Here is a 23,783-nt window from a genome sequence, read left to right as displayed (position 1 = left end):
CGCCATGTCGTGCGTTAGGACGGGTTTGTGCTTCATGCACTGGCTTTTAGCACACTGTTGAGTTCTCAAGAAACGGACGCGTTCACCGTCCCCCCGAACCGTTTTACCGGCCGGAATTCCGGGGCGTTTCGTTTCGTTTCGTTTCGTTTCGTTCATTTCGTTGTGTCTTTATTCTTTCAGACCCGCTTTTTCGTGTCAAACCGATCCGACCGGATCGCATTCTCTTCGATAAAGCCTGTCCGAGGAATTTCAGACCGCCCCGTCTCCGGAGCAACCCTTCCAATTTACTCTGACATCCGGAACGTGTCGAACCGAAGCGACCGGGACACACGTGTCTCAGTCGAGAGTGAGTCAGAAGGGGTTCCCGGGGTCTCACCGACATCGTCGGCGCCCTCGGGCCTGGTGACTCTATGTCCCCCGAGGGACGTCGTCAAATCAGGGCCGGTCACGCAGCCGGGACGACGCTGAACTCCGATAATCTGCCCGTCGTCAGGAGGTGGCAGATGGCTGAAGCGGGCGCCTTTTCAGTACCCGGCTACGACATATCCGGCGTACTCGGCCAAGGCGGTTTCGGGATCGTCTACCGGGCCCGGCAGCTGGCGGTCGACCGGGAGGTCGCGCTCAAGGTCGACAACCGCGTTCTGCTCTCCGAGCGTGACCGGCGGCGCTTCATGCGGGAGGTCACCTCGGCGGGAGCCCTGTCGGGGCATCCGCACGTGGCCCATGTCTATGACGCCGGAGTGCTCGCCGACGGCAGGCCGTACATGGTGCTGGAGCTGTGTCCTGGAGGGTCGCTGCTCGACCGGTTGCGTGCGGAGGGGCCGCTGGCTCCCGCCGAGGTCGCCGACATCGGCGTCCGGATCGCCGACGCGCTGGCCGCCGCCCACTCCGCGGGGGTGCTGCACCGGGACATCAAGCCGGCCAACATCCTGATCAACCGGTACGGCAACGTGGTGCTGTCCGACTTCGGGCTGGCGACCATGCCCTCCGCGGGGGGCGAAGCCTCGGTGACCAGAGAGTCGCTCACCCCCGCCTACGCGCCGCCCGAGGCGTTCGACCTGACGGAGCCCTCCGCGGCGGGAGACGTCTACTCCCTCTCCGCCACTCTCTACGCGTTGCTGTCCGGGCGTCCTCCCCGGTTTCCGGAGAGCGGGGTGGCCAACATCGCGGTCATCATGGCCCTGCACCGGCTGCCGATCCCGGAGATCCCCGGTGTGCCGCCGGAGCTGACCGCCGTGCTCCGTCAGGCCATGGACAGCGATCCCGCGCGACGCACCCCCTCGGTCGCGGCCCTGCGGGACGCCCTCACCGATCTGCACCTGGAACGGGGGGCCCGGGACGGCAGGCCGATGCCGCCGCGTCCTTCTCCCGTTCCACCGCCGTCCGTCCCGGTACCGCCTCCGTACGCCTCCGGGCCCCGCCCCACTCCTCAGACCGGGGGGCACGCGTCGTACGGCGTGCCGGGGGCGCGGCCGGGGCCGGGGAGAGAGGTGATGCGCGCGCACCTGACCTCACCCGGTCTTCAGGAGCTCGGCGTGACCCAGTCACCGGCCAAGGACTCGGCGGCGCCCACCGCCGGCGCCTCGAACACCCGGGTGTTCGTCGCGGTCGCGGCCGCCTTCGTGATCCTGCTGCTGGCCGGGGTCGGGCTGATGATCATGGAGAACTTCGGTCAGGGCGCCTCCGTCGGCGGCCTCGCGGACACCTCCGAGGCCGGGGGCCCCGGTACGGGGGCTCAGGGGACGAACGCCGAGGTCGCCACGTTCACCCTGGACTGTCCCGCGGCGGCCGTGCCCGGTGGCCGTGCCTCGTGCGTGCAGAAGGCCGAGTGCTGGGGCGGACTCGTCGTGATCGCGGGGGACGCGTCGGCGCGGCCCGTCAGGTGCGAGGAGCCGCACGCGTGGGAGACGTTCGCGATCGCCACGCTGCCGGACGGCCTCACCTACGACGCGGGGGCCGCCGAGCGCGATCCGATGGTGCGCAAGGTGTGCGCGTCGTCGGTCATGCTCAGCTCCCGGCGCGGCGCCGCTGTCAAGATCATTCCCTCGGACTGGCAGATCGCGGTGTTGCCGCCCTCGAAGGAGCGGTTCGCCTCGGGGGTGCGGACCTACCGCTGTCTCGGGAGCGTTGTCGGCGGCGACCGGGCGGGGTCGTCCTTCCGGCCCTGAGACCCGGCCCTGAGACCCGGCCCTGAGCCGGCTCCGGGCGTCGGCGCGGCTCGGCGCGCGCTGTGGGGAGCGATCGGTGCAGACTGGGCATCCTTGAACGTAATAGGGGGTGTCACAACATGACTCAGGCGCAGATAGGTGTGACCGGCCTGGCGGTGATGGGGGCGAATCTGGCCCGCAACCTCGCCAGGCACGGGCATGTGGTCGCGGTGCACAACAGGTCTCTGTCACGGACCACGAAGCTGGTCGAGGAGCACGGGGACGAGGGAACCTTCGTCGCCTGTGAGACTCCGGAGGAGTTCGTCGCGGCGCTCGAACGTCCCCGCCGTGTCCTCATCATGGTCAAGGCCGGGGCGCCGACGGACGCGGTGATCGAGGAGTTCGCCCCGTTGCTCGAACCGGGTGACATGCTCGTCGACGGCGGCAACGCGCACTTCCTCGACACCCGCAGGCGTGAGGCGGCGCTTCGGGAACGGGGCATCCACTTCGTCGGCGCCGGGGTCTCGGGCGGTGAGGAGGGCGCGCTGCTCGGGCCGAGCATCATGCCCGGCGGTTCGAAGGAGTCGTACGCGGCGCTCGGGCCGTTGTTCGAGGACATCGCGGCGAAGGTGGACGGGGTGCCGTGCTGTACGCACATCGGTCCCGACGGGGCCGGTCACTTCGTCAAGATGGTGCACAACGGCATCGAGTACGCCGACATGCAGCTCATCGCCGAGGCCTACGACCTGCTCAGGCAGGGGGCCGGGCTGGAGCCCTCGCGGCTCGCCGACGTCTTCGACGAGTGGAACCGGGGTGAGCTGTCCTCCTACCTGATCGAGATCACCGCCGAGGTGCTCAGGCAGGTGGACGCCTCGACTGGCGGGCCGCTGGTCGACGTGATCGCCGACCGGGCCGAGCAGAAGGGCACCGGGCGCTGGACGGTGCAGATCGCGCTCGACCTGGGTGTGCCGGTGAGCGGTATCGCCGAGGCCGTCTTCGCCCGTTCGGTCTCCGGTCACGCCGACCTGCGGGAGGCCGCCCGCGGGCTCCCCGGCCCCACGCCCGTGCCCGATCGGACGCTCGGTGACGACTTCGTCGAGGACGTACGGCGGGCGCTGTACGCGTCGAAGATCATCGCCTACGCGCAGGGGTTCGACCAGATCAGGGCGGGGAGCGCCGAGTACGGCTGGGACGTCGATCCGGGCGCGCTGGCCACGATCTGGCGGGGTGGCTGCATCATCAGGGCGGTCTTCCTGGACCGGATCCGCGAGGCCTACGAGGAGAGCACGCCGCCGGTGACGCTGCTGACCGCGCCGATCTTCGTCGAGGCGCTCGGCCTGGCGCAGGACTCGTGGCGGCGGGTGGTGGCGAAGGCGGCCGAGCTGGGCATTCCGGTGCCCGGTTTCTCCACGGCGCTCGCCTACTACGACTCGCTGCGCGCCGAGCGGCTGCCCGCCGCCCTGATCCAGGGGCAGCGCGACTTCTTCGGCGCGCACACCTACCAGCGGACGGACCGGGAGGGCGCCTTCCACACCCTGTGGTCCGGTGACCGCTCCGAGGTGGGCGCCTGAGCTCGGCCTCCGGCGTCGCGGGGTGTCGTCCCTTCGGGGGCGGCACCCCGTTCCTGTGCGCGACCGTTCCGGTCAGCCCGGCTGGGGCAGCAGGCCGAACGCGTGGTCGGCGGCGGCGACCGCCGACGGGTAGACCTCGTCGGCGGTCTCCCCCCGGGTGAGCCTGGCCCAGTTCTCCCTGGCCAGCACCCGCTGTACGGCCAGCGTCTGCGCGGCCACGAGTCGGGCGGTGAGCTCGTCCGTGACCTCCCTGAGCGCTTCGGCCAGGGCCTCCTCGTCCTTGGTCGTGTGGTGTACGAGCCTGGCGGCCAGGCCGGGGGTCGAGAAGATCATCCGGTGGTAGGCGAGCACCGTCGGGTGGTCGTTGAGCCCTGTCACGGGGTCGCGCCTGCGGAGTCCTTCGAGGAAGTGACGGTGGAGGGCGGCCAGGGGGCTCTCGTCCCGGCCGCGGTGCCGTACGACTCGTGCCGACTCCTCGTGGTGGTCGGAGATGCGGTGGAGGACGAGGTCCTCCTTCGAGGCGAAGTACTTGAACAGCGTCGGTTTGGAGACCCCCGCGGCGGCGGCGACCTCGGCGACGGACACCTCGTCGAAGCCCCGGTCGAGGAACAGGGTGATGGCCGCCGTGGAGATCGCGTCGTGGACCTGCTGTTTCTTGAGCTGCCGGAGTCCTGTCACCCGTCCAACCTAACAGGTGGTTAACCGGGTTAATATATTGACTCGGTTAAGCTTTGAGAGGTGATGCTGGTGACCGGCACCGGACTCGACGAGGAGCGGTCCTACCTGGAGGAATGCAGGGCGGCGCTGCGGGGGATGCTCGACGGCGCACGGTTCAACGTCGTCGTCGGCGAGCATGTGGCGGGCGACCGCTACAGTGCCGAACGGCTGGGGCGCCATCTCAAGAGCCTCGCCAAGGAGCTGGCCGAGGAGCCCGAGGGGCCCGTGTTCTTCGGCCGTCTCGACTTCGGCGCGGGGGCGGACGCGGGCGACCACCGGGGGCGGCGTTACTACATCGGGCGGCGGCACATCTCCGGCGGGACCGGCCGTCAGCCGCTGGTGCTCGACTGGCGGGCACCCGTCTCGACGGTGTTCTACCAGGCCGACGTCCGCGACTCCCGCGGTGTCACGACGCGCCGCCGGTTCGGATGGTCGGGGTGGCCTCCCGTCCTGACCGGCTTCGAGGACGAACGGCTCGGCGAGGGCGGCGCGCCGGGTACGGCGAGCCGGATCCTGGCCGAGGAGATCGAACGGCCCCGTGTCGGCCCGATGCGTGACATCGTCGCCACCATCCAGCCCGAGCAGGACGAGCTGGTGCGGACCGGGCTTGAGACGTCGATCTGCGTCCAGGGCGCGCCCGGCACGGGGAAGACCGCGGTCGGCCTGCACCGCGCCGCCTACCTGCTCTACACCTACCGGCGCAGGCTCGCCGGCAGCGGTGTGCTGATCCTCGGTCCCAACCAGGCCTTCCTCGGCTACATCTCGGCCGTGCTGCCCGCCCTCGGCGAGATGGACGTCGAGCAGACGACCCTGGGGCGGCTGCTGGCGCCGGAGCCGTCCAAGGGGCCGCCGAAGGGTTCCGACGACGAGGCCGCGGCGGTGGTCAAACACGACGCGCGGATGGCCGAGGTGCTGCGCAGGGCGTTGTACGGGCGGGTCAGACGGCCCGGCGGCCCGTTGACCGTGCCCGACGGGGCCTACCGCTGGCGGATCTCCGAGGAGGAGCTGCGGCGCGTCGTCGACGACGTCCTGCGGGAGGCGCCGCCGTACGGGGTCGGGCGTGAGCGGGTGCTCTCACGGCTGGTCTCCCTCCTGCGGGCGCGGGCCGAGGCTCGGGGACAGACGACCGGCACGGCGTGGACGAGGAGGACCGGCAGGGCCGTCAGGGAGTTCCTGGACACGGTGTGGCCCGTGGCGCGGCCCCGGGAGGTCGTGGCGGAGCTGCTCACCGATCCGAACGTGCTGGCCGGGGCTGCCGGGGGGATCCTCACCCCCGCCGAGCAGTCGGCGATCCTGTGGTCACGTCCGCCGCGCTCGTTCAAGAGCGCCAGGTGGTCGGAGGCCGACGCCGTGCTCCTCGACGAGGTGGCGGGCCTGATCGAGCGTCCCAGGGGATACGGTCACGTCATCGTGGACGAGGCCCAGGACCTGTCACCGATGCAGTGCCGGGCCGTCGCGCGCAGGAGCGAGCACGGTTCGATCACCGTGCTGGGCGACCTGGCGCAGGGCACCACGCCCTGGGCGGCGCGGAGCTGGCCGGAGCAGCTCGCCGCGCTGGGCAAGCCGGGAGCGGCACCGGTCACCCTGACGACCGGGTTCCGGGTTCCCGGGGCGGTCGTCAGGCTGGCCAACCGCCTGCTCGACGAGCTGGCGGTCGATGTGCCGAGGACGCGTTCGTTCCGCGGTGACGGGTTGCTGCGGTTCCACCGGACGTCCGATCTTCCCGGTACGGCGGCGCGGGTGGTGCGCGAGGCGCTGGGGCACGAGGGCTCGATCGCGCTCGTGGCCGCGGACGACGCGCTCGACGGCCTGGCCGAGGCGGTCCGGGCCGAGGGTGTCGAGATCGCCGCCCTCGGCGAGGGGTCCGACGGCGTCCGGGTCACCGCCGTGCCCGCCACACTCGCCAAGGGACTGGAGTACGACCACGTGGTCGTGGCCGAGCCCGCGGCCGTCGTCGAGGCGGAGCCCAGGGGGGCGAACCGGCTCTACGTCGTACTGACCCGTGCCGTCTCGCGGCTGGAGGTGGTGCACACCCGCCCGCTGCCCGCCGGAATCACCTCAGCCATTTAGCTATAAATATCCCTTTTATCCGCATATATCCACTCAATGAAACGCCACGAAATGCTGGAAATCGCTGGAATACACGGGAGGCTGGTGGAACTCCTGTTACGCTCCGTGCCGTGAGTGAATCACTGGACGCGCTGGAGCTGCGGATAACCGAGCTCCGCGCCCAGGTACGGCGCGCGGTCAAGGCGCGGGACAACACGCTGGCGCGGTCCCTGCGGGGAGACCTGCGCCGGGCCGAACAGGCCTGGGACCGCGCGGTCGGCACAGATGAGTCCACCGGGGAGTCCACCGGGGAGACCGAGCCGCCGCTGCTGCCGGTCAGGGAACAGGTCCACCAGGCGCTGGCGCTGCTGGGGGTGCCCTCCGCGGCCAGGATGATCGTCGCGGTGAACGAGGCGTTCTTCTCCGGCGCGCTGCGCGGCGCCCAGCTCACCAGCCTGCGCAGGGACGAGGAACGTTCCTTCCGCGGGGACCCCTACGCCCGCCCCTACTACCTGTGCGCCGCGCTCACCGACCGCCTCTCCCCCGCCAGGGGGCTGCTCGCCGACAGCACCTGGGAGCCGGAGCGGAGGGTGCTCGGGCCGCTGAGCCCACGTGTCGACTTCCTCGTCTCGGCCATGCGCGTCGCCGACAGGATCATCCGCATGACCGATCCGCCGCAGGGCGCCCGACGGTTGCTGCGGCGGATGGCGCAGAACGTCCCGGGAGCCGTCGAGGGTCTCGCCCCCGCGGACCCGGAGGTCACGATCCGCGCGGCACGCGCCGAACTCGACGTGCACCACGCCGGAGACGCGGCGCAGCGAGCCGAGGTCGCGGCGCGGGCGGGCAGGCAGCTTTCCGACATCGAGCGGCTGTTCGGCGCCGCCGCCCTGAGCACCCTGAGGGGAGCGAGTTGAACGGCAGGCTGGACAGGCTGCGCGGCCCCGTGCCGTCACACCCGCACGACGCCCGCGCCATCGCGGCGCTGGCCGCCAACCCCGGCTGCGCACGCCGTGCGCTGCTGGACGCCGCGGGAGTCGACAAGGACCGTACGGCAAGGCACATGGGCTTTCCCGCGCCCTTCGGCCAGTCCCAGTTCGCGATCACCCGTGGGAACTCCTTCGAGATCGTGGTGAAGGAGAACGGCTGCGCCGAGTTGCTCCGGCTGCTGCGCGAACTGCTCGGACTGCCCGTCGCGGAGGTCGGCTACCAGGACGTGGAGAGCGTCGGCGCCCATCTGCGCCACTCCCACACCAGGGCCCTGGTCGACAGAGCCGCACGGCAGGAGGAGGCCGCTGTCTTCTACGACCACCCGCTGCTCAGCCTGGAGATCGCCGGGCACGTCTGTTACCTGGAGCCGGACGTGGTCGCCTTCCAGCTCGGCGGGCGCTTCCACATCGTGGAGATCAAGTCGTTCAGCGTGATCGACGGGCAGGCCGAGCCGCGGAAGGTCGCCGCCGCGGCCAGGCAGGCCGCGGTCTACGTGCTGGCGCTGCGCGCGCTGCTGGCCGACCTGGGACACGACCCGGAACGGGTCTCCCACGAGGTGGTCCTGGTCTGCCCGGAGAACTTCGCGAACCGGCCCGTGGCGTGCCTGGTCGACGTACGCAGGCAGCTGGCGGTGCTCAAGCGGCAGCTCACCCGGCTGACCCGGGTCGAGACCCTGCTCGACGAGCTTCCCGAGGAGCTCACCTTCGACCTGGCCCCCGGTCAGGACGGCGTGCCGACCCGGCCCGCGGGGGAGGTGGCCCAGGCCCTGTCCCGGGTGCCCGCCCGCTACGCGCCCGACTGCCTGTCCACCTGTGACATGTGCATGTTCTGCCGGGACGAGGCCAGGGGGAACGGCTCGACCGACCTGCTCGGCCGCCAGGTCCGCGACGAACTCGGAGGGGTCTCGACCGTGGCGGAGGCGCTCGGGCTCGCCGAGGGCACCCTGGAGCCCGCCGAGGGCCAGGAGGAGATCGCCCGGCTGCTGCGGCTGGCGGACCGGCTGCGCGAGGAGTGCCTGCGATGAGCGCGCTGACGGCGCTGGCGCGGCTGCGCGCCATCAGGGACGGGAGCGCGCAGCCGGTCACCACGGTCAGGCACTGTCACCTGGCCCCGCAGCCGCTGGTGTTCGTCCCGCTCGGCCTCTCCGGTGAGGCCGCGGCCCCGCTCGCCGCCATGGTCGGCAGCGATCCCGGCCATCCCCGGCTGCTCGTGGTGCCTCAGCCGCGTAACCGGGACCTCCGTTTCGCCTTCGCCGCCGAACTGGCCGAGGTCGTCCTGCCGTACGTGGAGGGGTTCTGCAAGGGCACCGAGACGGTCGAGCGGCGGGGCGGCGAGCCGTACGAGCGGTGCCTGGACGCCCCGCAGATCCTGGTGCCGAACCGGCAGGGGGTGGCCTTCCTCGGGCTGCTCGGCCGGTCCACCCGTTTCCGCAGGGTCGACGGACCCTATCCGGTGCATCCCTCGGTGCCGCTGCTCGGCCGGTGGCTGACCTACTTCGCCGACCGGTCGCAGCAGCCGGGATCCTGCCTGCTGATGGCGGCGACCGAGGCGCTCGGCGCGCACTGGGCGAGCGGGCAGAGCGGCCTTGAGGACGCCAACCTGGCCGCGCTGCTCGGCTGGATCGACCCTCCCGCCGGGATGACCGGATCCCAGGCCGCGCTTGAGGCGGAGGATCCGCTGCTGTGGCCTCCTGCGGGGCCCTCGACGGACCCGGGCTTCGACAACGAGGTGCTCGCCCCGGCCATGCGCGCCTACGAGGAGGCGCCGACCGAGCGGTCGGTGGAACGTGTCACCCAGGCGCTGCGCACCCAGCTCGATCCGACGTGGCGGCTGATGTGGCGGGCGGTCGACCTGCTGCGCGCGCTGCCCGAGGGGTCACGGGTACGGGACCGCTGGGAGACCGACCGGGGGTCGTTCACCCGCTTCACCGAACGGCTCGCGGAGGGTGGCCCGCCGCAGGCGCGCAGGGACGGCGCGGTCGGCGCCGCGGCCCGGCTGGCCGGTCTCGAACGCGCCAGGGCGAGCTACGACGTGCAGCGCGCCTACGACGACCCGCTGATCATGGCCGAGTACCGCCTGACCGGTGAGGCGTTCACCGGGACGGTCACCGCCGCCGACCCCGAGCACACCGAGGGCGAGGGTCGTTCGCGCAAGCTCAGGCCGCTGGTCACGGTCACCACCGCCGACCCGGTACGGCTGGCGCCGGGCGTGGTCGTCGGCAGCCCGGAACGACGCGGGCACGCCGCCGAGATCGTCGAGGTCTCCGGCGACGAGATCACCCTGAAGGTCGTCAAGGGGATGGGCCGGGGCAGGACACCCGCTCCGGGGGCGGTGCCCGGACCCGGTGAGCGGATCACCTACACCTCGCTGCTCGACGACTTCCAGTCCTCGGCCTCGTTGCCCGATCCGGAGCTGACGCCGTGGACCCACGGCGGGCCTCCGCAGGAGTACGTGCCCGGTGACGACGACGCCCAGGAGGAGTGGTCATGAAGGTACGGCCCACGGAGGACATGACGCCACAGCAGGCCGCCGCGACCGTCGTCGGCGAGGTCCTGGCCGACCTGCCCCGCAACCGGGGCGTGGTCGTCGACTCCCCGCCCGGAGCGGGCAAGTCCACGCTGGTGGTCAAGGCCGCCGCGCACATCGCCGAGACGGGCGAGCCACTGATGATCGTGGCGCAGACCAACGAACAGGTGGACGACCTGGTCGAGCGGCTGGCCACCGATCACCCCGATCTCACCGTCGGACGGCTTTCCGCGAGCGGCTACGTCACGCCGCCTCGCGTTCTTGCCCACCCCAACGTCTCGGTCGCGGGCAAGCTGCCCGACCTGGGCGACCCGGCGGTGGTGATCGCCACCGCGGACAAGTGGGCCTGGGTCGGCGACCGGACCTGGCCGTGGGCGATCGTGGACGAGGCCTACCAGATGCGTTCGGACAAACTGCTACGCATCGCCTCGCTGTTCGAGCGCTCGCTGTTCGTCGGCGACCCCGGCCAGCTCGACCCGTTCTCGATCGTGGACGGCGACCGCTGGGCGGGCCTGTCCTGGGACCCGGTGCAGAGCGCGGTCTCGGTGCTGCTGCGCCACAACCCCGATCTTCCCGTGCACCGGCTGCCGGTCTCCTGGCGGCTGCCCGCCTCGGCGGCGCCGGTGGTCTCCGAAGCGTTCTACCCGTTCACCGGGTTCAGGGCGGGGACCGAACACCGTGACCGCTCGCTCGAACTGACCGTGAACGGCATGCGCACCTCCTACGACCGGGCGCTGGAGGAGGCCGCCGCCTCCGGGTGGGCGCTGTACGAGCTGCCCAGCCGTCACACCGTGCGCACGGACGCCGAGGCGGTGCAGGCGGTCGCGCTGCTGGCCGTACGGCTGCTGCAGCGGGCGCCGGTCGCGCACTCCGAGCGGGGCAGCCACCGGGTGACGGCGGACCGGATCGCCATCGGCGCCGCGCACCGCGACCAGGTGACCGCGATCCGCGCCGCCGGGGTGCCCGAGGAGATCACGGTCGACACCGCCAACCGGCTCCAGGGCCGGGAGTACGACGTGACGATCGTGCTCCACCCGCTGTCCGGGCGCCGGGACGCCACCGCCTTCCATCTGGAGTCGGGACGGCTGTGCGTGCTGGCCTCACGGCACCGGCACGCCTGCGTCGTGGTCGCCAGGGCGGGCATCCCCGAACTGCTCGACGCCCACCCGTCCGCGGAGCCGGTCCAGCTCGGGGTGCCGGTGAAGTTCCCCGACGGCTGGGAGGCCAACCAGGCGGTGCTGGCCCACCTGGCCAAGCACCGGGTCGCCGCGCACTGACTCAGTAGTAGCCCTCCACCGGGACGCGGGCCTCCTCGTACAGGGTGGGGCCCTGCTGCGGCACCTCAGGGAAGTCGCCACCCGGTTTGAGGGCGTTGAGCTGTTCGCCGGAGAGGGCGAACACGACACGGCCGAGTCCGGAGCGCCGGATCGCCCCCTCGCACATGGGGCAGGGCTGGCAGCTGGTGTACATGGTCGTGGCGGCCGCGGTCTCCGGGCCGAGTTCGCGGGCCGCCCAGCGGGCCAGTTTCAACTCCGGGTGCGCGGTTATGTCGGCGTCGGTGAGGGTGGTGTTGCGCTCCTCGGCGATCACCCGGCCGTTCCCGTCCGCCAGCAGCGACCCGAAGGGCGGGTTGCCGCCCGCCCGAGCCTGCGCGGCGAGTTCGATCGCGCGGCGCAGGAGTCGTTCCTCGTCGTGTGTCGTGGCCTGGTGTGTCATGGTCGCTCCGTTCGCGGGTGAAGGTCCCAGCCGGCGGCGGGCGTCCGCTGTTTCGCCGCCGGGTCGAGGGCCTCGCCGGGGCCGCCGTCGAACGGGGCGCGACGCCGGGTTCGCACCCGTTCAGGCTATCGGGGTCAGTGGACGTGCTCGGCGACCGGGGACACCTCGGGGTTCGCGCTGATCCAGGCGATGCGTTCGCGGCTCTCCTCGTCGACCGGGGTGTAGACGACCATCCGCGCCTCCGCGGGCGCCGACAGGCTCAGGCTCGTGGAGACCGTGCGGACCAGCCCCGCCTGGCAGTGCCGGAACATCTTCATCCTGCTGCCGGGCCTGGCCACGTCGTGGGCCGCCCACATCCGCGCGAACTCGGGGCTCTCGGCCGACAGCACGCGGACGAAGTCGTCCCAGGCGGGCTCGCCGAGGTGCCGCCCGAAGCCCGCCCGCAGGGTCGCCACCATCTGGGGCAGCTCGGCCTCGCGGTTGGTCATCGGGAGGCAGCAGGAACGGGTGACGAAGATCTGCCAGAGCGCGTTGCGGGTGGCCGGCGGGGCCTTGACGACCTTCGGGAACAGCGCTCCGTACGCCCGGTTCCAGGCGAGCACGTCGTAGCGGCCGTTGTAGACGACGGCGGGCATCGGGTCGAGCTGGTCCAGGATGAGCTGGACCTCCGGTTCGAGACCGCCGCCGCCGGGTGACTGGGGCACGCTCGGCAGGTCGGCGAGCCGGTACAGGTGCTCGCGCTCGGCCTCGTCGAGACGGAGCGTCCTGGAGATCGCGTCGAGCACCTGGACGCTGACGTTGATCGGACGTCCCTGTTCGAGCCAGGTGTACCAGGTGACGCCGACCCCGGCGAGCATGGCCACCTCCTCACGCCGCAGGCCCGGCGTACGGCGCCGCGACCCAGGGGGCAGTCCGACGGCCTCGGGGGTGATGCGGTCGCGGCGGCTGCGCAGGAACGAGGCCAGCTCCGCCCGTCGGGCACGCCGGCTGGTCATGGTCATCCCCCCATGCTGGCCGACGGGGAAAGCCGTTGCCAGGTGGTGTCGGTACCAGGATCAGCAGGCTCTCGTTACCGGTATCCGCCCGCCCTCACAGTCTTCTCCATGACCGCACCACCGATCTTGGAGGCCCCGGCCGCTCTCCCGGCCTCCTCCCGTAACCGCCGGCTGCTCACGGTGATCCTGACCGGGCAGTTCATGGCGATCCTGGACGTCTCCATCGTCAACGTCGCCTCCCCGGTGATCCGCTCGGACCTGGGCACCTCGGGCTCCGGGCTCCAGTTGATCATCTCCGGGTACACCATCGCCTACGCGATGCTGCTGATCACCGGTGCCCGGCTCGGCGGCCGGTACGGCGGACGCCCGCTGTTCCTGACCGGCCTGACCGTCTTCACCGTCGCCTCCCTGGCCTGCGGCCTGGTCGCCTCCGCCGGGCAGCTCATCGCCTTCCGGCTCCTGCAGGGCGCGGGAGCCGCCCTGATGGTGCCCCAGGTGCTGATCATGATCCAGACGAACTTCGAGGGGGCCGCGCGGGCCCGCGCGCTCAGCCTGTACGCCACGGTGATCTCGGGGGCCGCCGTGATCGGGCAGGTGCTGGGTGGCACGCTGGTCTCCGCCGACCTGTTCGGCACCGCGTGGCGCCCGGTGTTCCTGGTGAACGTGCCGATCGGGCTGGCCCTGCTCGTCACGGGCGTACGGCTGCTGCCCTCGGGCGGACCGCGTCTGCACCGCCCGCTGGACCTGCCGGGCCTGGTCACGCTCTCTCTCGCGGTGAGTCTGCTGGTGGTGCCGCTGGTGCTGGGCCACGAGCAGGACTGGCCGCTGTGGGGGTGGGTCTCGATGGGGGTGAGCGTGGCCTTCGCGGGGATCTTCGCGCTGGTCGAGCGGCGTTCGGCCGCTCCGCTCGTGCCCGCGCGGGTGCTCATGGCCAAGGGTGTGATCCCCTCGGTGCTGACTGTCTTCGGGCTGATGACGTGCTACGGCGGATACCTGTTCGGCCTCGCCCTGCACCTGCAGGGCGCCTTGGGTGACAGCCCGCTGCGGGCCGGCCTGACCTTCGTCCCCGCCGCGGCCGCGTTCACCGTCTCCAGCCTCAACTGGCGGCGGGTCCCCGAGCGGTTCAGGCGGCCCATGGTCGTCTCCGGGCTCGTCGTGGCGGCGCTCGGCTACCTGGGTCTGGCCCTCGCGCTGAGCGGTGGCGACCACGGCCAGCCGCTGCTGTGGATCACGCAGGCCGTCGCCGGGTTCGGCATGGGCGCGGTCTTCAGCCCGGTGCTCGCGATCGCGCTCACCCATGTGGCGCCCGAGCACGCCTCGGACGCCAGCGGGCTGTTCGTCATGGTGACCCAGCTCGGCCAGGTCGTCGGGGTGGCCACCTTCGGCACGCTGTACCTGGGCGGGGCCTCGATGACGGCCGTCGGGGTGGTCCTGGCCGCGGCGACGCTGGTCACCGCGGCCTGCGCGCTGCCGCTGCTGCGGCGCTGAGGTCCCGTCCCGCGGGCCGGGCCGTACGGCCCGCGGGGAGGCCGGGTCAGACGGTCCTGCGCCAGACGTCGATGGCCAGCACCTGCCGCATGCCGACCGAGAGGTACAGGTCCAGGGCGGGGGTGCTGTTGTTGGCGTCCACGTGCAGGTAGGTGCCGACCCGGCCGCGCGCGGCGTCCGCGGCGAACGCCCGGCGCAGCATGAACCGGCCCAGGCCGCGTCCCCGGAAGCGGGGCAGCACCGCGAGCTGGCGGACGTAGCCCGAGTTCTCGTCCCCGGCGAAGGCGTCGGTGCCCAGCAGCATCGCGGCGGGCTCGCCGTCCACCCTGGCGACCATGAGCTGCGCCCAGTCGGTGCTGGCCGAGGAGTCGAGGTCGGCGAACCACTCGTCGTAGTCCTTGGGCGTGAACCCGAAGTGCTCGGCGAAGCCCTCCTGCTGTACGGCGTGGCCCTGACGCCGTACCTCCTCGCTCGTCCCGTGGTGGACCGTCACCCCGGCCGGGGCGGCGGGCTCGGGGACCGAGGCGCCGTGGTCGGTCAGGAGGCGGATGAAGCTTGTCGCGGCGACGAAGCCCCGGGCGGCGGCCAGGGCCCGCTTGCCGCTGTCCTCCCGGTACAGGGCGATGTCCACCACGGCCCTGTCGTGGCCGAGTTCGGCGGCGATCTCGGCCGCCCGTTCGGTGACCGCGTCCCACAGCGCGCCGGTGAGCTCGGCGGCGTCGGGGTGCACGACCACGTCGACGTCCATGTTGTCGCCCGTGCCCTTGCGGCAGACCCAGGCCCAGGCGACCAGGCGGCCCGACGTGTCGTGGACGACCCAGCCGTCCTTCTCCCCGTCGAAGTCGGGCTCGTTCAGCTGGTCGGTGACGTCGTCGAGGGTCATGTCGGCCTTGCCGATCACCTGCGTGTCGCACAGGGAGATCAGCCGGTGGATCTCGACCGCGTCGCCGGTCCCCGGCCGCCGGGTGGTGTACCCGGCGGCGGTGACGATTGTCGTCGTTGTGTTCATGCCACCCAGTCTGGGAGGAGGGACTTGGCGATCGCTGGGTAAGAACTTGCTCGCCGCCGTCCAAGTCTTGCTCGCCGCCCTTCAAGTCTCGCCCTGCCGTTCAGTCGAGCGCCGCGACCGGGGTCGACTCGTCCGCGCCCTGGTCGGAGCCGCCACGCAGCGGGATCTCCTTGATGAAGGCCGCCGCCAGCGGCACCAGGACGGCGAAGAGGATCGCCCAGGTGAACACCGAGCCGATCGACGACGCCAGGGACTCAAGGAATCCGGTGCGCACGCCGGCCGGCAGCTCGTGCAGGGCCGCGGGGTTGAACTGGCCTCCGCTCGACGCGAGCTTCCCGCCCGCCTCCCCCAGCTTGCTCGTCAGGTTGGCGGTGAGCTGGTGGGTGAAGATGGCGCCGAACAGGGAGACGCCGAACGAGCCGCCGATGGACCTGAAGAAGGTCGAGGCGCTGCTGGCCACGCCCAGGTCCTTCTGCTCGACGCTGTTCTGCGCGATCAGCATGGTGGTCTGCATCAGGAAGCCCATGCCCAGGCCCAGCACCGCGATGTAGACGCCGGTACGCCAGGAGGGGGTGTCGACCGTCTGCGTGGACAGCAGCCACATGGCGACCGCCATGATCACGCCGCCGAGGACCGGGTAGATCTTGTACTTGCCCGTCTTGGTGATGGCCCGGCCGACGAACAGCGAGACCACCATGGCCGCGCCCATCATCGGCAGCAGGAGCAGGCCGGAGTTGGTCGCCGAGGCGCCCTGGACGGTCTGCTGGAACAGCGGCAGGAAGTTGATGGCGCCGAACATGGCGAAGCCGAGCAGGAAGCCGACCACGGAGATCAGGCTGAAGTTGCGGTCGCGGAACACGTTGAGCGGCATGATCGGCTCGACGACCCTGCGCTCGACCACGATGAAGAGGGCCAGGCTGACCACGGCGCCCGCGGCGAGGCCGATGATCTGCGGCGAGTTCCAGTCGTAGTCGTTGCCGCCCCAGGTGGTGATGAGGACCAGGGCGGTGATGCCGACCGAGAGCAGGACCGCGCCGACCCAGTCGATGCGGTGCTCGGTGCGGTATCTCGGCAGCTTGAGCGTGACGGCCAGCAGCGCGAGCGCGACGAAGCCGACGGGCAGGTTCACGTAGAAGGCCCAGCGCCAGTTGAGGTTGTCGGTGATGAAGCCGCCCACGAGCGGTCCCGCGATCATCGCGAGCGCCATCACACCGGCCATGATGCCCTGGTACTGGCCGCGCTCACGGGGCGGGACGAGGTCGCCGATGATGGCCATGGCGTTGACCATCAGGCCGCCCGCGCCCAGCCCCTGAAGCGCGCGGAAGCCGATGAGCTGGTTCATGCCGTCCGCGGTGCCGCCCAGCATCTCCGAACCGGCCATGCCGCAGAGCGCCGAACCGATCATGAAGATCACGATGGAGGCGAGGAAGATGTTCTTCCTGCCGTACAGGTCCCCGATCTTGCCCCAGATGGGGGTCGACACGGTGGTGCCGAGCACGTAGGCGGTGACCACCCAGGACAGGTGGGTCAGGCCGCCGAGCTCCCCCACGATGCGTGGCATCGCCGTACCGACGATCATGTTGTCGAGCATGGCCAGGACCATCGCCAGCATGAGGCCCGGCAGCACTACCATGACCTCACGTTGCCGCGCCGGCGCGGTCGCGGTCTCCTTCACTTTCGTTGCCCCCTAGTGGATCTTGCTTACTTGCCGACCGGCTAGTGTCGGATATGATGGGAAATGTAGGGCGCCTACTTACCGGCCGTCAAGTTAATTCCACCGCAAAGGGAACCATGAGCGAAAACGCCGACACCCGGACTCGCATCCAGGAAACGGCCCTGAAACTGTTCATCGAACAGGGCTACGAGGCGACCTCACTCCGCGAGATCGCCGAGGCGCTCGGCGTGACCAAGGCCGCCCTCTACTACCACTTCAAGAGCAAGGACGAGATCATCACCAGTCTCGTCGAGGCCCGGCAGTACGCCTTCGACGAGCTGATCGAGTGGGCCAAGTCCCAGCCGCGCACCGAGGAGACCAGACGCGAACTGGTACGCCGCTACGCCGAGGACCTGCGCCGGGGCAGGCACCACGAGATCATGCGTCTCATAGAGCGCAACCAGGCCTCGTTCAAGGGCCACCCGACGATGGAGCGGGTCCGCCACCAGATGTTCGAGATGCTCACCATCCTCGTCGAGCCCGGTGATCCCACGGCGACCCGGCTGAGGAACTCGATGTCGCTGTTCGCCCTGCACGCCTCCTGGTTCCTCCTCAGGGACGAGGAGATCAGCGACGACGAGCGCAGGGACGCCGCCCTTGAGGTCGCGCTCGAACTGCTGCGCCGGTGAGCGTCCTCATCGACCCGCCCGCCTGGCCGGGGCCCCGCGGCCTGCTCTGGTCCCACCTGGTCAGCGACAGTTCCACCGAGGAGCTGCACGCCTTCGCCGAACGGCTCGGCGTGCCCGCCAGGGCCTTCGACCGCGACCACTACGACGTCCCGGAGACCGTCTACGAGCGCGCCGTCTCCCTCGGGGCGCAGCCGGTCTCCTCCCGGGAGCTCCTCACCCGGCTGGTCGCCTCCGGTCTGCGCAGGCGCAAGACCAGGCGTCCCTGGACGGGCGATTCAGGAGATGCCGTTCGTCCCGGTTAGGACGGGCGGGCTGGGGCAGGGCTCTCAGCGGGCAACCGTGAAGGAGGGACCGTGGAGGCCACAATCACGCTCCGCCTGCCGCGTGACGCGGCTAGCGTTCCGGTCATCAGGCAACTGCTCGACGCGGCGCTCCGCGCCCTGGGGGTCGAGCCACAGGTGCGCGAGGACATCCTGCTCATGCTCTCGGAGGCGTGTTCCAACGTGATCCAGCACGCCATCCCGAGCGACGACTACATGGTGAGCACCGAGCTCTTCAGTGACCGCTGCGTCATCAAGGTGATCGACACGGGCGAGGGGTTCGACTTCTCCGGGACGCGGGCTCCCTCGCCGACCTCGGAGCACGGCCGCGGCCTGCTCATCATGAGGGCGCTGGCCGACGACATCCGCTTCACCAGCCGCCCCGAGCGGGGATCCGTCGTCTGCCTGGAGAAGAACCTGCGCTTCGTCCAGGACGCCCCGGGGCTGTCGCTGCTGCTCGACGAGGAGCACGTGCGGCACGACGGGGTGGACCGTTCCCGGCCGGGAGACGCCCGGCGAGAGCAGGAGCACGCCAGGGCAAGGTGAACCGGGGCCCTCAGCGCCGGCGTCGTGCCGGCCCGCCGCGTCCGCGCAGGGTGGAGGCGGCCAGCGTCACCATCGCGACGAGGACGACCACGGAGACGAGAAGCGCCGCCAGGCCGATGAGGCCGACAACGACCAGAACGCTGACAAGCTCACTGATCAACTGCCGCACCTGCACAGCTTTGCCCGGTTTATCCGGCCGCTACACCGCGTTCCAGCGTGCCAGCTTCAACGCGAGGTGGAGTTCCAGCCTGTCGGCTCCGTCCTTCAGGCTGCGTCCGGTGATCTCCTCGATCCGTGTCAGCCGGTAGTACAGGCTCGTGCGGTGCAGGTGGAGCAGTCTGGCGGTCTCCTGCGCGTCCCCTCCGCTGTCCAGATAGGTCTCCAGGGTGGCGGCCAGGGCCGGATGCTCGTGCAGCGGTCCGGGGGAGATCCGCCCCGGCTCGGCGAGCAGCCGGTAGACGCCCAGGTCCGGCCAGCTCGCCACCGGCCCGAGCGCGGGCTCCGCGACCGCCGCCCTGGCCGCGGCGACCGCCTCCCGGTGGGCGCGCCTGACGGTCCCGAGCCCGGCGTGCACCGCGCTGAGCCCCGCCGCGCCCCCGGTACGGGCCACCAGCCGTCCGGCCAGCGCGGTCGCGTCCTGCCCGCCGTTCAGCAGCAGTACGGCGTGCCGGTCGAGGACCGTGAAGGCGGGAGGGCGCCGCGTCCCGGCCAGCTCTTCCTCGACCGCCCGGCCCGGCTCCCCCCGCTCACCGCGCAGGGCCAGCAGGCGCAGCGGCCCCTCGCCGAGCACCGCGGCGGCCCGCGCCGCGGGTATCCCGCCGGTCAGCAACCCCCGCAGCGTGCCCGACCCTCCTCCGCCGTCGAGGAGGGCGGCGATGGCGGCGGCGTCCCGTACGGCCCCGGCCTCCTCCTCCTGGCTCAGCGGCGTCCTCCCCTCGATGATCCACAGCAGGCCGACACGCCTGCCCTGGTGGAGAAGAGGAACGCAGAGCCTGGCCGCCATGCCCAGCGCCGGGTTCGCGGGCACCCTGACCGGAACGCGGGCCGTGGCCACGCCGTGGGCCTCCTGCCAGGCGCTGACCTCGGCGGGGACGGAACGGGACAGGATCGCCTGGGCGCGGACCTGGTCGACCTCGCCGTGGTGGACGCTGTGCGCGACGACCTGGCCCTCGGGATCGTCCACCGCGACGCCCCGTCCCACGGTCGCGGCCAGGGAATCGAGGAGATCCTGGACTTCATCGCCGATCACCGTCGAATCCTACAGATGTATGAAAGGTCTCCGCTGGCAGGACGATGACTGACCGGGGCGCGGGCCGTACCGTCGCTTGCACGTTCAGTGAGAGGGTCTCGTGAAGGGAGACCGCCGTGCAGGAGCGCAGCCGCATCGCCCCGTGGGCCTCGCCCAGGGCGCAACGACGTCTGGCGGAGCTTGAGGCCGCGGCCGAGGGCTTGGGGCTCGACGAGGTCGTGCGGACGGTCGGCGCGGCGCTCGCCGGACACCGCAGCAGGCTCGACGAGGACGGCGTCGTGCTCTACGCGGGCACCAACACGATGAGCGAGCGCGCCAGGGCGGCCCACGAGCTGTCGGCGGCCTGCCGTCCCTCCATGGGCTGGCCCGGGGAGAAGTTCCAGACCGGCCTCGACGAGCTGGACGTGCTGGAGGTGCTCGCCCCGCTGGGGGTCGCCTCCCTGATGGGCGGCGAGTTCGCCGAGGTCAGGCTGCAGAGCGCGACCCTGGCCAACCTGGCCTGCTACACCGCCTTCGCCGTCCCCGGCGACACGATCGCGGTCCTGCCCGAGGCGGCGGGCGGGCACGCCAGCCACCACGTCCAGGGCGCCGCCGGAATCCGGGGCCTGCGGGTCGTCGACCTGCCCTACGACGCGGCCGGGTTCGGCATCGACCACGACGCCCTGCCGGGTTTCCTGCGCGAGCACCGGCCCGTCCTGGTGGTGATCGGGGCCAGCCTGATGCTGTTCCCGCACGACGTCGCACGGGTGCGGGCGGCGTGCGACGAGGTGGAGGCGGTGCTGCTCTACGACGCCTCGCACGTGGCCGGGCTGATCGCGGGCGGTCGTTTCCAGCGCCCTCTGCTGGAAGGCGCCCACCTGCTGACCATGTCCACCTACAAGTCCTTCGGCGGCCCTCCCGGGGCGGCCGTCGTGACGCGTGAGGAGGACCTCGCCCACCGGGTCTCCGCCGCCGCCTACCCCGGGCTGACCGCCAACTACGACGCCTCCCGGCTGGCCCCGCTGGCCGTGACGGCGGCCGAGCACGCCGCCGAGGGCCCGCGTTACGCCGACGCCTGTATCGCGAACGCGCACGCCCTGGCCGCCGCGCTGACCGAGGAGGGCTTCTCCGTGGCGGCGGCCGACCTGGGCTGGACGGTCTCCCACCACGTCGCGGTCGACGCCGCGGCGTTCGGCGGCGGGGACGAGGCGGCCCGGCGGCTGGCCGAGGGCGGCGTCTACCTCAGCGGCATCGGCCTGCCCGACCAGGCTCCCGGCGAGCCGATGCGAGGTCTGCGCATCGGCACCCAGGAGGTCACCCGCCGGGGGTTCACCCCCGGCACGATGCGGCCTGTCGCGGCGCTGATGCGCAGGCTGCTGATCGACGGCCACGACCCGGCCGAGGTCCTGCGGGACACGGTCGGGCTGCGCCGTTCCATCCCCTGATCCCGGACCGGCCCGCGACCCCCTGGGGCCGCGCGCCCCTGGCGGGCCGGTCCGCGCGTCTTTCCCCTCAGCCGATCCAGACCGTCTTGAGGTTGCAGAACTCCCGGATGCCGTGGGCGGACAGCTCCCTGCCGTACCCGGAGTTCCTTATGCCGCCGAAGGGCAGCTGCGGGTAGGAGACCACCATGCCGTTGACGGCGACCATCCCGGCCTCCAGCTCGGTGATGAGGCGCTCCTGCTCACGCTCGTCGGTGGTCCAGGCGTTCGCGCCGAGCCCGAAGGAGGTGGCGTTGGCGAGCGCGACGGCCTCCTCGACGTCCTCCACCCGGTACAGCGAGGCCACCGGGCCGAACGACTCCTCCAGGAACAGCTTCATCTCCCGGGTGACACCGCTCAGCACGGTCGGCTCGTAGAACCAGCCGGGCCGGTCGGGGCTCACCCCGCCGCACAGCACCCGCGCGCCGCGTCCCGCCGCGTCGGCGACCAGCCTCTCCAGGTCGTCGAGCCCCTGCTCGGTCGCCAGCGGCCCGACGTCGGTCTCCTCGTCCATGGGGTCGCCGACCCGCAGCGACTCCATGCGTTCGACGAAGCGGCCCTCGAACTCGTCGTAGACGTCGGCGTGCACGATGAAGCGCTTGGCCGCGATGCAGGACTGGCCGTTGTTCTGCACCCTGGCGGTGACGGCGGTCGAGACGGCGGCCTCGACGTCCGCCGACGGCATCACCACGTAGGGGTCGGAACCGCCCAGCTCAAGGACGGTCTTCTTGACCTCGGAACCCGCGATCGACGCGACGGAGCGGCCCGCGGGCTCCGAGCCGGTCAGGGTCGCCGCGACCACCCGTCTGTCCCTCAGCACCCGTTCGACCTGTGACGAACCGATGAGCAGGGTCTGGAAGCAGCCCGCGGGGAAACCCGCCCTGGTGAAGAGCTCCCCCAGGTAGAGCGCGGTCTGGGGAACGTTCGAGGCGTGCTTGAGCAGCCCCACGTTGCCCGCCATGAGCGCCGGCGCGGCGAAGCGGATCACCTGCCAGAGCGGGAAGTTCCACGGCATCACCGCGAGCACGGGCCCCAGCGGCTGGTAGCGCGCGTAGGCGCGCCGCGCCCCCACGGCCCGCGCGTCCCCCGGCTCGTCGGCCAGGAGCGCCTCGGCGTTGTCGGCGTAGTAGCGCATCCCCGTCACGCACTTGGCCGCCTCCGCGCGGGCCGAGACCAGCGTCTTGCCCATCTCGGTCGTCATGAGACGGGCCGTCTCCTCAAGCTCGCCTTCGAGCAGGTCGGCCGCCGCGCGCATCCAGGCCGCCCGCTGCCCGAAACCGGTCGTCCGGTGGGTCAGGAAGTCAGCCGCGGCGCGCGCGAGCCGTTCCTCGACCTCCCGCTCGTCCAGCGGCTCGAAGGTCTTCAGGGTCTCACCGGTGGCCGGGTTGACCGTCGCGATCGCCATCACTGCCTCCTCGACGGCCGCCGCCCCCGGACGGCGGCCGGAATCGGGACCTGCCGGACAGGGGCGGGTACGGCGGGCGTCCTGCCCCTACCTTCCCCAGATATCCGTTCAGACCCGGAGGAAACAGAGCTCAGGCGCCGACCTCGATGACGACCTTGCCGACGGCTCCTTCCTCGACCGCCGCGTGGGCGTCGGCGGCGCGCTCCAGGGGGAAGCGGATGATCGGCAGCCCGGCCTCCTCCCCCACCCGCAGCGCGCCCGCGGCGACGGCGGCCGAGACGTCCTCGACGGCGGCCAGCTTGGCGGTCTCGGGCACCGTGTAGACCAGGACGCCCTGGTAGCGGAGGTTGCCCGCCGCGACCGGCCCCAGCGGCAGGAGAAGCTCGGCGGGACCGCCGTCCACGGCGTAGACCGCGACGGTTCCCGCGGGGGCCAGGACCGCGAGGTCGAGGGTGAGGTTCACCACGGGGGCCACCTCGACGACGACGTCGACGCCTCCCGGGGCGACCCGCCTGATCTCGGCGGCGGCGTCCCCCTCGCGGTAGTTCACGACATGGTGGGCCCCGGCCGCGGTCGCGAGCGCGGCCTTCTCCGGCCCGCTGACCGTGGTGACGACCGTGGCGCCCGCCCATCTGGCGAGCTGGATCGCGGCGTTGCCGACCGCGCCCGCCCCACCCGCGACCAGCACGGTGCGGCCCGCGAGGGCACCCGGCGCCAGCCGTCCCGCGCCACCGCCCGCCGCCGTGCCGTCGGCCACGGTGAGGCAACGGTGCGCGGTCAGCGCCGGGATCCCGAGCACCGCGCCCACCTCGAAGGAGGCCTCCCCGGGAAGCCGTACGGCCTGCCGGGCGGGCAGCACCACGAACTCCTGGGCGGTGCCGTCCGGGCGTTGCCAGGCGGCCTCCCAGATCCAGACACGATCGCCCTGCCGCAGCCCGTCGACTCCCTCGCCGACCGCGTCCACGACTCCGGAGCCGTCCTGGTTCGGCACCACCTCGGGGAAGGTGGGGCCTGAGTCGTCCGCGCGGAACTTCCAGTCGCTGGGGTTGACGGCGGACAGGACCACGCGGACCCTGACCTCACCCGGTCCCGGCTCGGGAACGGGCCGTTCGACCAGGCGCAGGACCTCGGGGCCGCCGGTCTCGGTGTAGATGATCGCTCTCATACCGGAGGAAATCTCCGGTTAGAGCGGCTTATTCCCGTGCCCTCCTTGCCCCCGCGGAACCGCCGTGAGGAGAACGGCTCCGCGGGCCTG

At 71.7% G+C, this 23,783-nt stretch carries 21 protein-coding genes; 12 read left to right on the top strand and 9 right to left on the bottom strand.

Features of this window, described 5'->3' with window-relative positions:
* Positions 1-503 precede the first annotated feature (503 nt).
* Positions 504-2,168 (top strand): serine/threonine-protein kinase, encoded by a 1,665-nt coding sequence (locus ABZ463_RS19740; protein ID WP_362777666.1) that lies wholly within the window; start codon positions 504-506, stop codon positions 2,166-2,168.
* 119 nt (positions 2,169-2,287) lie between these two features.
* Complete coding sequence (gene gndA / locus ABZ463_RS19735; protein ID WP_362777663.1) at positions 2,288-3,718, top strand: NADP-dependent phosphogluconate dehydrogenase; 1,431 nt, start codon at positions 2,288-2,290, stop codon at positions 3,716-3,718.
* A gap of 72 nt (positions 3,719-3,790) precedes the next feature.
* Here the strand turns inward: gndA and ABZ463_RS19730 are convergent, their stop codons facing one another.
* The gene (locus tag ABZ463_RS19730; RefSeq protein ID WP_352012977.1) at positions 3,791-4,396 is read right to left on the bottom strand and encodes a TetR family transcriptional regulator; all 606 of its coding nucleotides are present in this window, start codon (positions 4,394-4,396) and stop codon (positions 3,791-3,793) included.
* 63 nt (positions 4,397-4,459) lie between these two features.
* Here ABZ463_RS19730 and ABZ463_RS19725 point away from each other — a divergent pair, with 63 nt between their 5' ends.
* From ABZ463_RS19725 to ABZ463_RS19705, 5 genes are all read left to right on the top strand, one after another.
* Positions 4,460-6,505, top strand: coding sequence for an AAA family ATPase (locus tag ABZ463_RS19725; RefSeq protein ID WP_362777676.1), 2,046 nt, complete (start codon positions 4,460-4,462; stop codon positions 6,503-6,505).
* Positions 6,506-6,615: 110 nt separating this feature from the next.
* A complete protein-coding gene (locus ABZ463_RS19720) occupies positions 6,616-7,398 on the top strand; it encodes a hypothetical protein (RefSeq protein ID WP_362777660.1) in 783 nt (260 codons plus the stop codon).
* Positions 7,395-8,495 (top strand): hypothetical protein, encoded by a 1,101-nt coding sequence (locus tag ABZ463_RS19715; RefSeq protein ID WP_352012979.1) that lies wholly within the window; start codon positions 7,395-7,397, stop codon positions 8,493-8,495. The genes ABZ463_RS19720 and ABZ463_RS19715 overlap by 4 nt, the downstream gene beginning before the upstream one ends.
* Positions 8,492-9,961, top strand: coding sequence for a hypothetical protein (locus ABZ463_RS19710; RefSeq protein ID WP_362777658.1), 1,470 nt, complete (start codon positions 8,492-8,494; stop codon positions 9,959-9,961). The genes ABZ463_RS19715 and ABZ463_RS19710 overlap by 4 nt, the downstream gene beginning before the upstream one ends.
* On the top strand, positions 9,958-11,274 hold the full coding sequence (locus tag ABZ463_RS19705) for an AAA family ATPase (RefSeq protein WP_362777654.1): 1,317 nt from the start codon (positions 9,958-9,960) through the stop codon (positions 11,272-11,274). Before ABZ463_RS19710 ends, ABZ463_RS19705 begins: the two co-directional genes overlap by 4 nt.
* A gap of 1 nt (position 11,275) precedes the next feature.
* On the opposite strand, the gene ABZ463_RS19700 is transcribed toward ABZ463_RS19705, so the two are convergent.
* On the bottom strand, positions 11,276-11,713 hold the full coding sequence (locus tag ABZ463_RS19700) for a nucleoside deaminase (protein ID WP_352012982.1): 438 nt from the start codon (positions 11,711-11,713) through the stop codon (positions 11,276-11,278).
* Positions 11,714-11,847: 134 nt separating this feature from the next.
* Positions 11,848-12,714: a helix-turn-helix transcriptional regulator gene (locus ABZ463_RS19695; protein ID WP_352012983.1), complete on the bottom strand. Its 867-nt coding sequence runs from the start codon at positions 12,712-12,714 to the stop codon at positions 11,848-11,850.
* 102 nt (positions 12,715-12,816) lie between these two features.
* On the opposite strand from ABZ463_RS19695, the gene ABZ463_RS19690 reads away from it, so the two are divergent.
* On the top strand, positions 12,817-14,196 hold the full coding sequence (locus tag ABZ463_RS19690) for an MFS transporter (RefSeq protein WP_362777650.1): 1,380 nt from the start codon (positions 12,817-12,819) through the stop codon (positions 14,194-14,196).
* Between the two features lie 46 nt (positions 14,197-14,242).
* On the opposite strand, the gene ABZ463_RS19685 is transcribed toward ABZ463_RS19690, so the two are convergent.
* Complete coding sequence (locus tag ABZ463_RS19685; protein ID WP_352012985.1) at positions 14,243-15,205, bottom strand: GNAT family N-acetyltransferase; 963 nt, start codon at positions 15,203-15,205, stop codon at positions 14,243-14,245.
* Positions 15,206-15,305: 100 nt separating this feature from the next.
* On the bottom strand, positions 15,306-16,838 hold the full coding sequence (locus tag ABZ463_RS19680) for an MDR family MFS transporter (protein WP_362777647.1): 1,533 nt from the start codon (positions 16,836-16,838) through the stop codon (positions 15,306-15,308).
* A gap of 158 nt (positions 16,839-16,996) precedes the next feature.
* Between ABZ463_RS19680 and ABZ463_RS19675 the strand changes: the two genes are divergently transcribed.
* From ABZ463_RS19675 to ABZ463_RS19665, 3 genes are read left to right on the top strand one after another with little or no spacing between them, the layout of a single operon-like run.
* A complete protein-coding gene (locus ABZ463_RS19675; RefSeq protein WP_352012987.1) occupies positions 16,997-17,548 on the top strand; it encodes a helix-turn-helix domain-containing protein in 552 nt (183 codons plus the stop codon).
* A complete protein-coding gene (locus tag ABZ463_RS19670) occupies positions 17,545-17,850 on the top strand; it encodes a DUF4031 domain-containing protein (RefSeq protein ID WP_362777644.1) in 306 nt (101 codons plus the stop codon). The genes ABZ463_RS19675 and ABZ463_RS19670 overlap by 4 nt, the downstream gene beginning before the upstream one ends.
* A gap of 51 nt (positions 17,851-17,901) precedes the next feature.
* Entirely contained in the window at positions 17,902-18,414 is a 513-nt protein-coding gene (locus ABZ463_RS19665; protein ID WP_352012989.1) for an ATP-binding protein, read from the top strand.
* Between the two features lie 10 nt (positions 18,415-18,424).
* Here the strand turns inward: ABZ463_RS19665 and ABZ463_RS19660 are convergent, their stop codons facing one another.
* Together ABZ463_RS19660 and ABZ463_RS19655 are read right to left on the bottom strand one after the other, a co-directional pair.
* On the bottom strand, positions 18,425-18,574 hold the full coding sequence (locus ABZ463_RS19660) for a hypothetical protein (RefSeq protein WP_362777641.1): 150 nt from the start codon (positions 18,572-18,574) through the stop codon (positions 18,425-18,427).
* A gap of 39 nt (positions 18,575-18,613) precedes the next feature.
* Positions 18,614-19,663 (bottom strand): helix-turn-helix domain-containing protein, encoded by a 1,050-nt coding sequence (locus tag ABZ463_RS19655; RefSeq protein WP_352012991.1) that lies wholly within the window; start codon positions 19,661-19,663, stop codon positions 18,614-18,616.
* Positions 19,664-19,779: 116 nt separating this feature from the next.
* On the opposite strand from ABZ463_RS19655, the gene ABZ463_RS19650 reads away from it, so the two are divergent.
* The gene (locus ABZ463_RS19650; protein ID WP_352012992.1) at positions 19,780-21,087 is read left to right on the top strand and encodes a glycine hydroxymethyltransferase; all 1,308 of its coding nucleotides are present in this window, start codon (positions 19,780-19,782) and stop codon (positions 21,085-21,087) included.
* Positions 21,088-21,154: 67 nt separating this feature from the next.
* On the opposite strand, the gene ABZ463_RS19645 is transcribed toward ABZ463_RS19650, so the two are convergent.
* On the bottom strand, positions 21,155-22,528 hold the full coding sequence (locus ABZ463_RS19645) for an NADP-dependent succinic semialdehyde dehydrogenase (RefSeq protein ID WP_352012993.1): 1,374 nt from the start codon (positions 22,526-22,528) through the stop codon (positions 21,155-21,157).
* A gap of 130 nt (positions 22,529-22,658) precedes the next feature.
* The gene (locus ABZ463_RS19640) at positions 22,659-23,693 is read right to left on the bottom strand and encodes an NADPH:quinone reductase (RefSeq protein ID WP_362777637.1); all 1,035 of its coding nucleotides are present in this window, start codon (positions 23,691-23,693) and stop codon (positions 22,659-22,661) included.
* Between the last annotated feature and the right edge of the window lie 90 nt (positions 23,694-23,783).

This window comes from Streptosporangium sp. NPDC020145, from assembly GCF_040631275.1.
In the GTDB taxonomy this organism is placed as follows: Bacteria; Actinomycetota; Actinomycetes; order Streptosporangiales; family Streptosporangiaceae; genus Streptosporangium.
The sequence above is the reverse complement of the archived record's forward strand: the minus strand, read 5'-3'. Positions and strand labels throughout refer to the sequence as shown.

Bases quoted from the DNA above. Each gene is read 5' to 3' on its own strand.
- ABZ463_RS19740 (WP_362777666.1), top strand. From the start codon at position 504: ATGGCTGAAGCGGGCGCCTTTTCAGTACCCGGCTACGACATATCCGGC.
- gndA (WP_362777663.1), top strand. From the start codon at position 2,288: ATGACTCAGGCGCAGATAGGTGTGACCGGCCTGGCGGTGATGGGGGCG.
- ABZ463_RS19725 (WP_362777676.1), top strand. From the start codon at position 4,460: ATGCTGGTGACCGGCACCGGACTCGACGAGGAGCGGTCCTACCTGGAG.
- ABZ463_RS19710 (WP_362777658.1), top strand. From the start codon at position 8,492: ATGAGCGCGCTGACGGCGCTGGCGCGGCTGCGCGCCATCAGGGACGGG.
- ABZ463_RS19705 (WP_362777654.1), top strand. From the start codon at position 9,958: ATGAAGGTACGGCCCACGGAGGACATGACGCCACAGCAGGCCGCCGCG.
- ABZ463_RS19700 (WP_352012982.1), bottom strand. From the start codon at position 11,713: ATGACACACCAGGCCACGACACACGACGAGGAACGACTCCTGCGCCGC.
- ABZ463_RS19695 (WP_352012983.1), bottom strand. From the start codon at position 12,714: ATGACCATGACCAGCCGGCGTGCCCGACGGGCGGAGCTGGCCTCGTTC.
- ABZ463_RS19690 (WP_362777650.1), top strand. From the start codon at position 12,817: ATGACCGCACCACCGATCTTGGAGGCCCCGGCCGCTCTCCCGGCCTCC.
- ABZ463_RS19685 (WP_352012985.1), bottom strand. From the start codon at position 15,205: ATGAACACAACGACGACAATCGTCACCGCCGCCGGGTACACCACCCGG.
- ABZ463_RS19680 (WP_362777647.1), bottom strand. From the start codon at position 16,838: ATGGTAGTGCTGCCGGGCCTCATGCTGGCGATGGTCCTGGCCATGCTC.
- ABZ463_RS19675 (WP_352012987.1), top strand. From the start codon at position 16,997: ATGAGCGAAAACGCCGACACCCGGACTCGCATCCAGGAAACGGCCCTG.
- ABZ463_RS19645 (WP_352012993.1), bottom strand. From the start codon at position 22,528: ATGGCGATCGCGACGGTCAACCCGGCCACCGGTGAGACCCTGAAGACC.
- ABZ463_RS19640 (WP_362777637.1), bottom strand. From the start codon at position 23,693: ATGAGAGCGATCATCTACACCGAGACCGGCGGCCCCGAGGTCCTGCGC.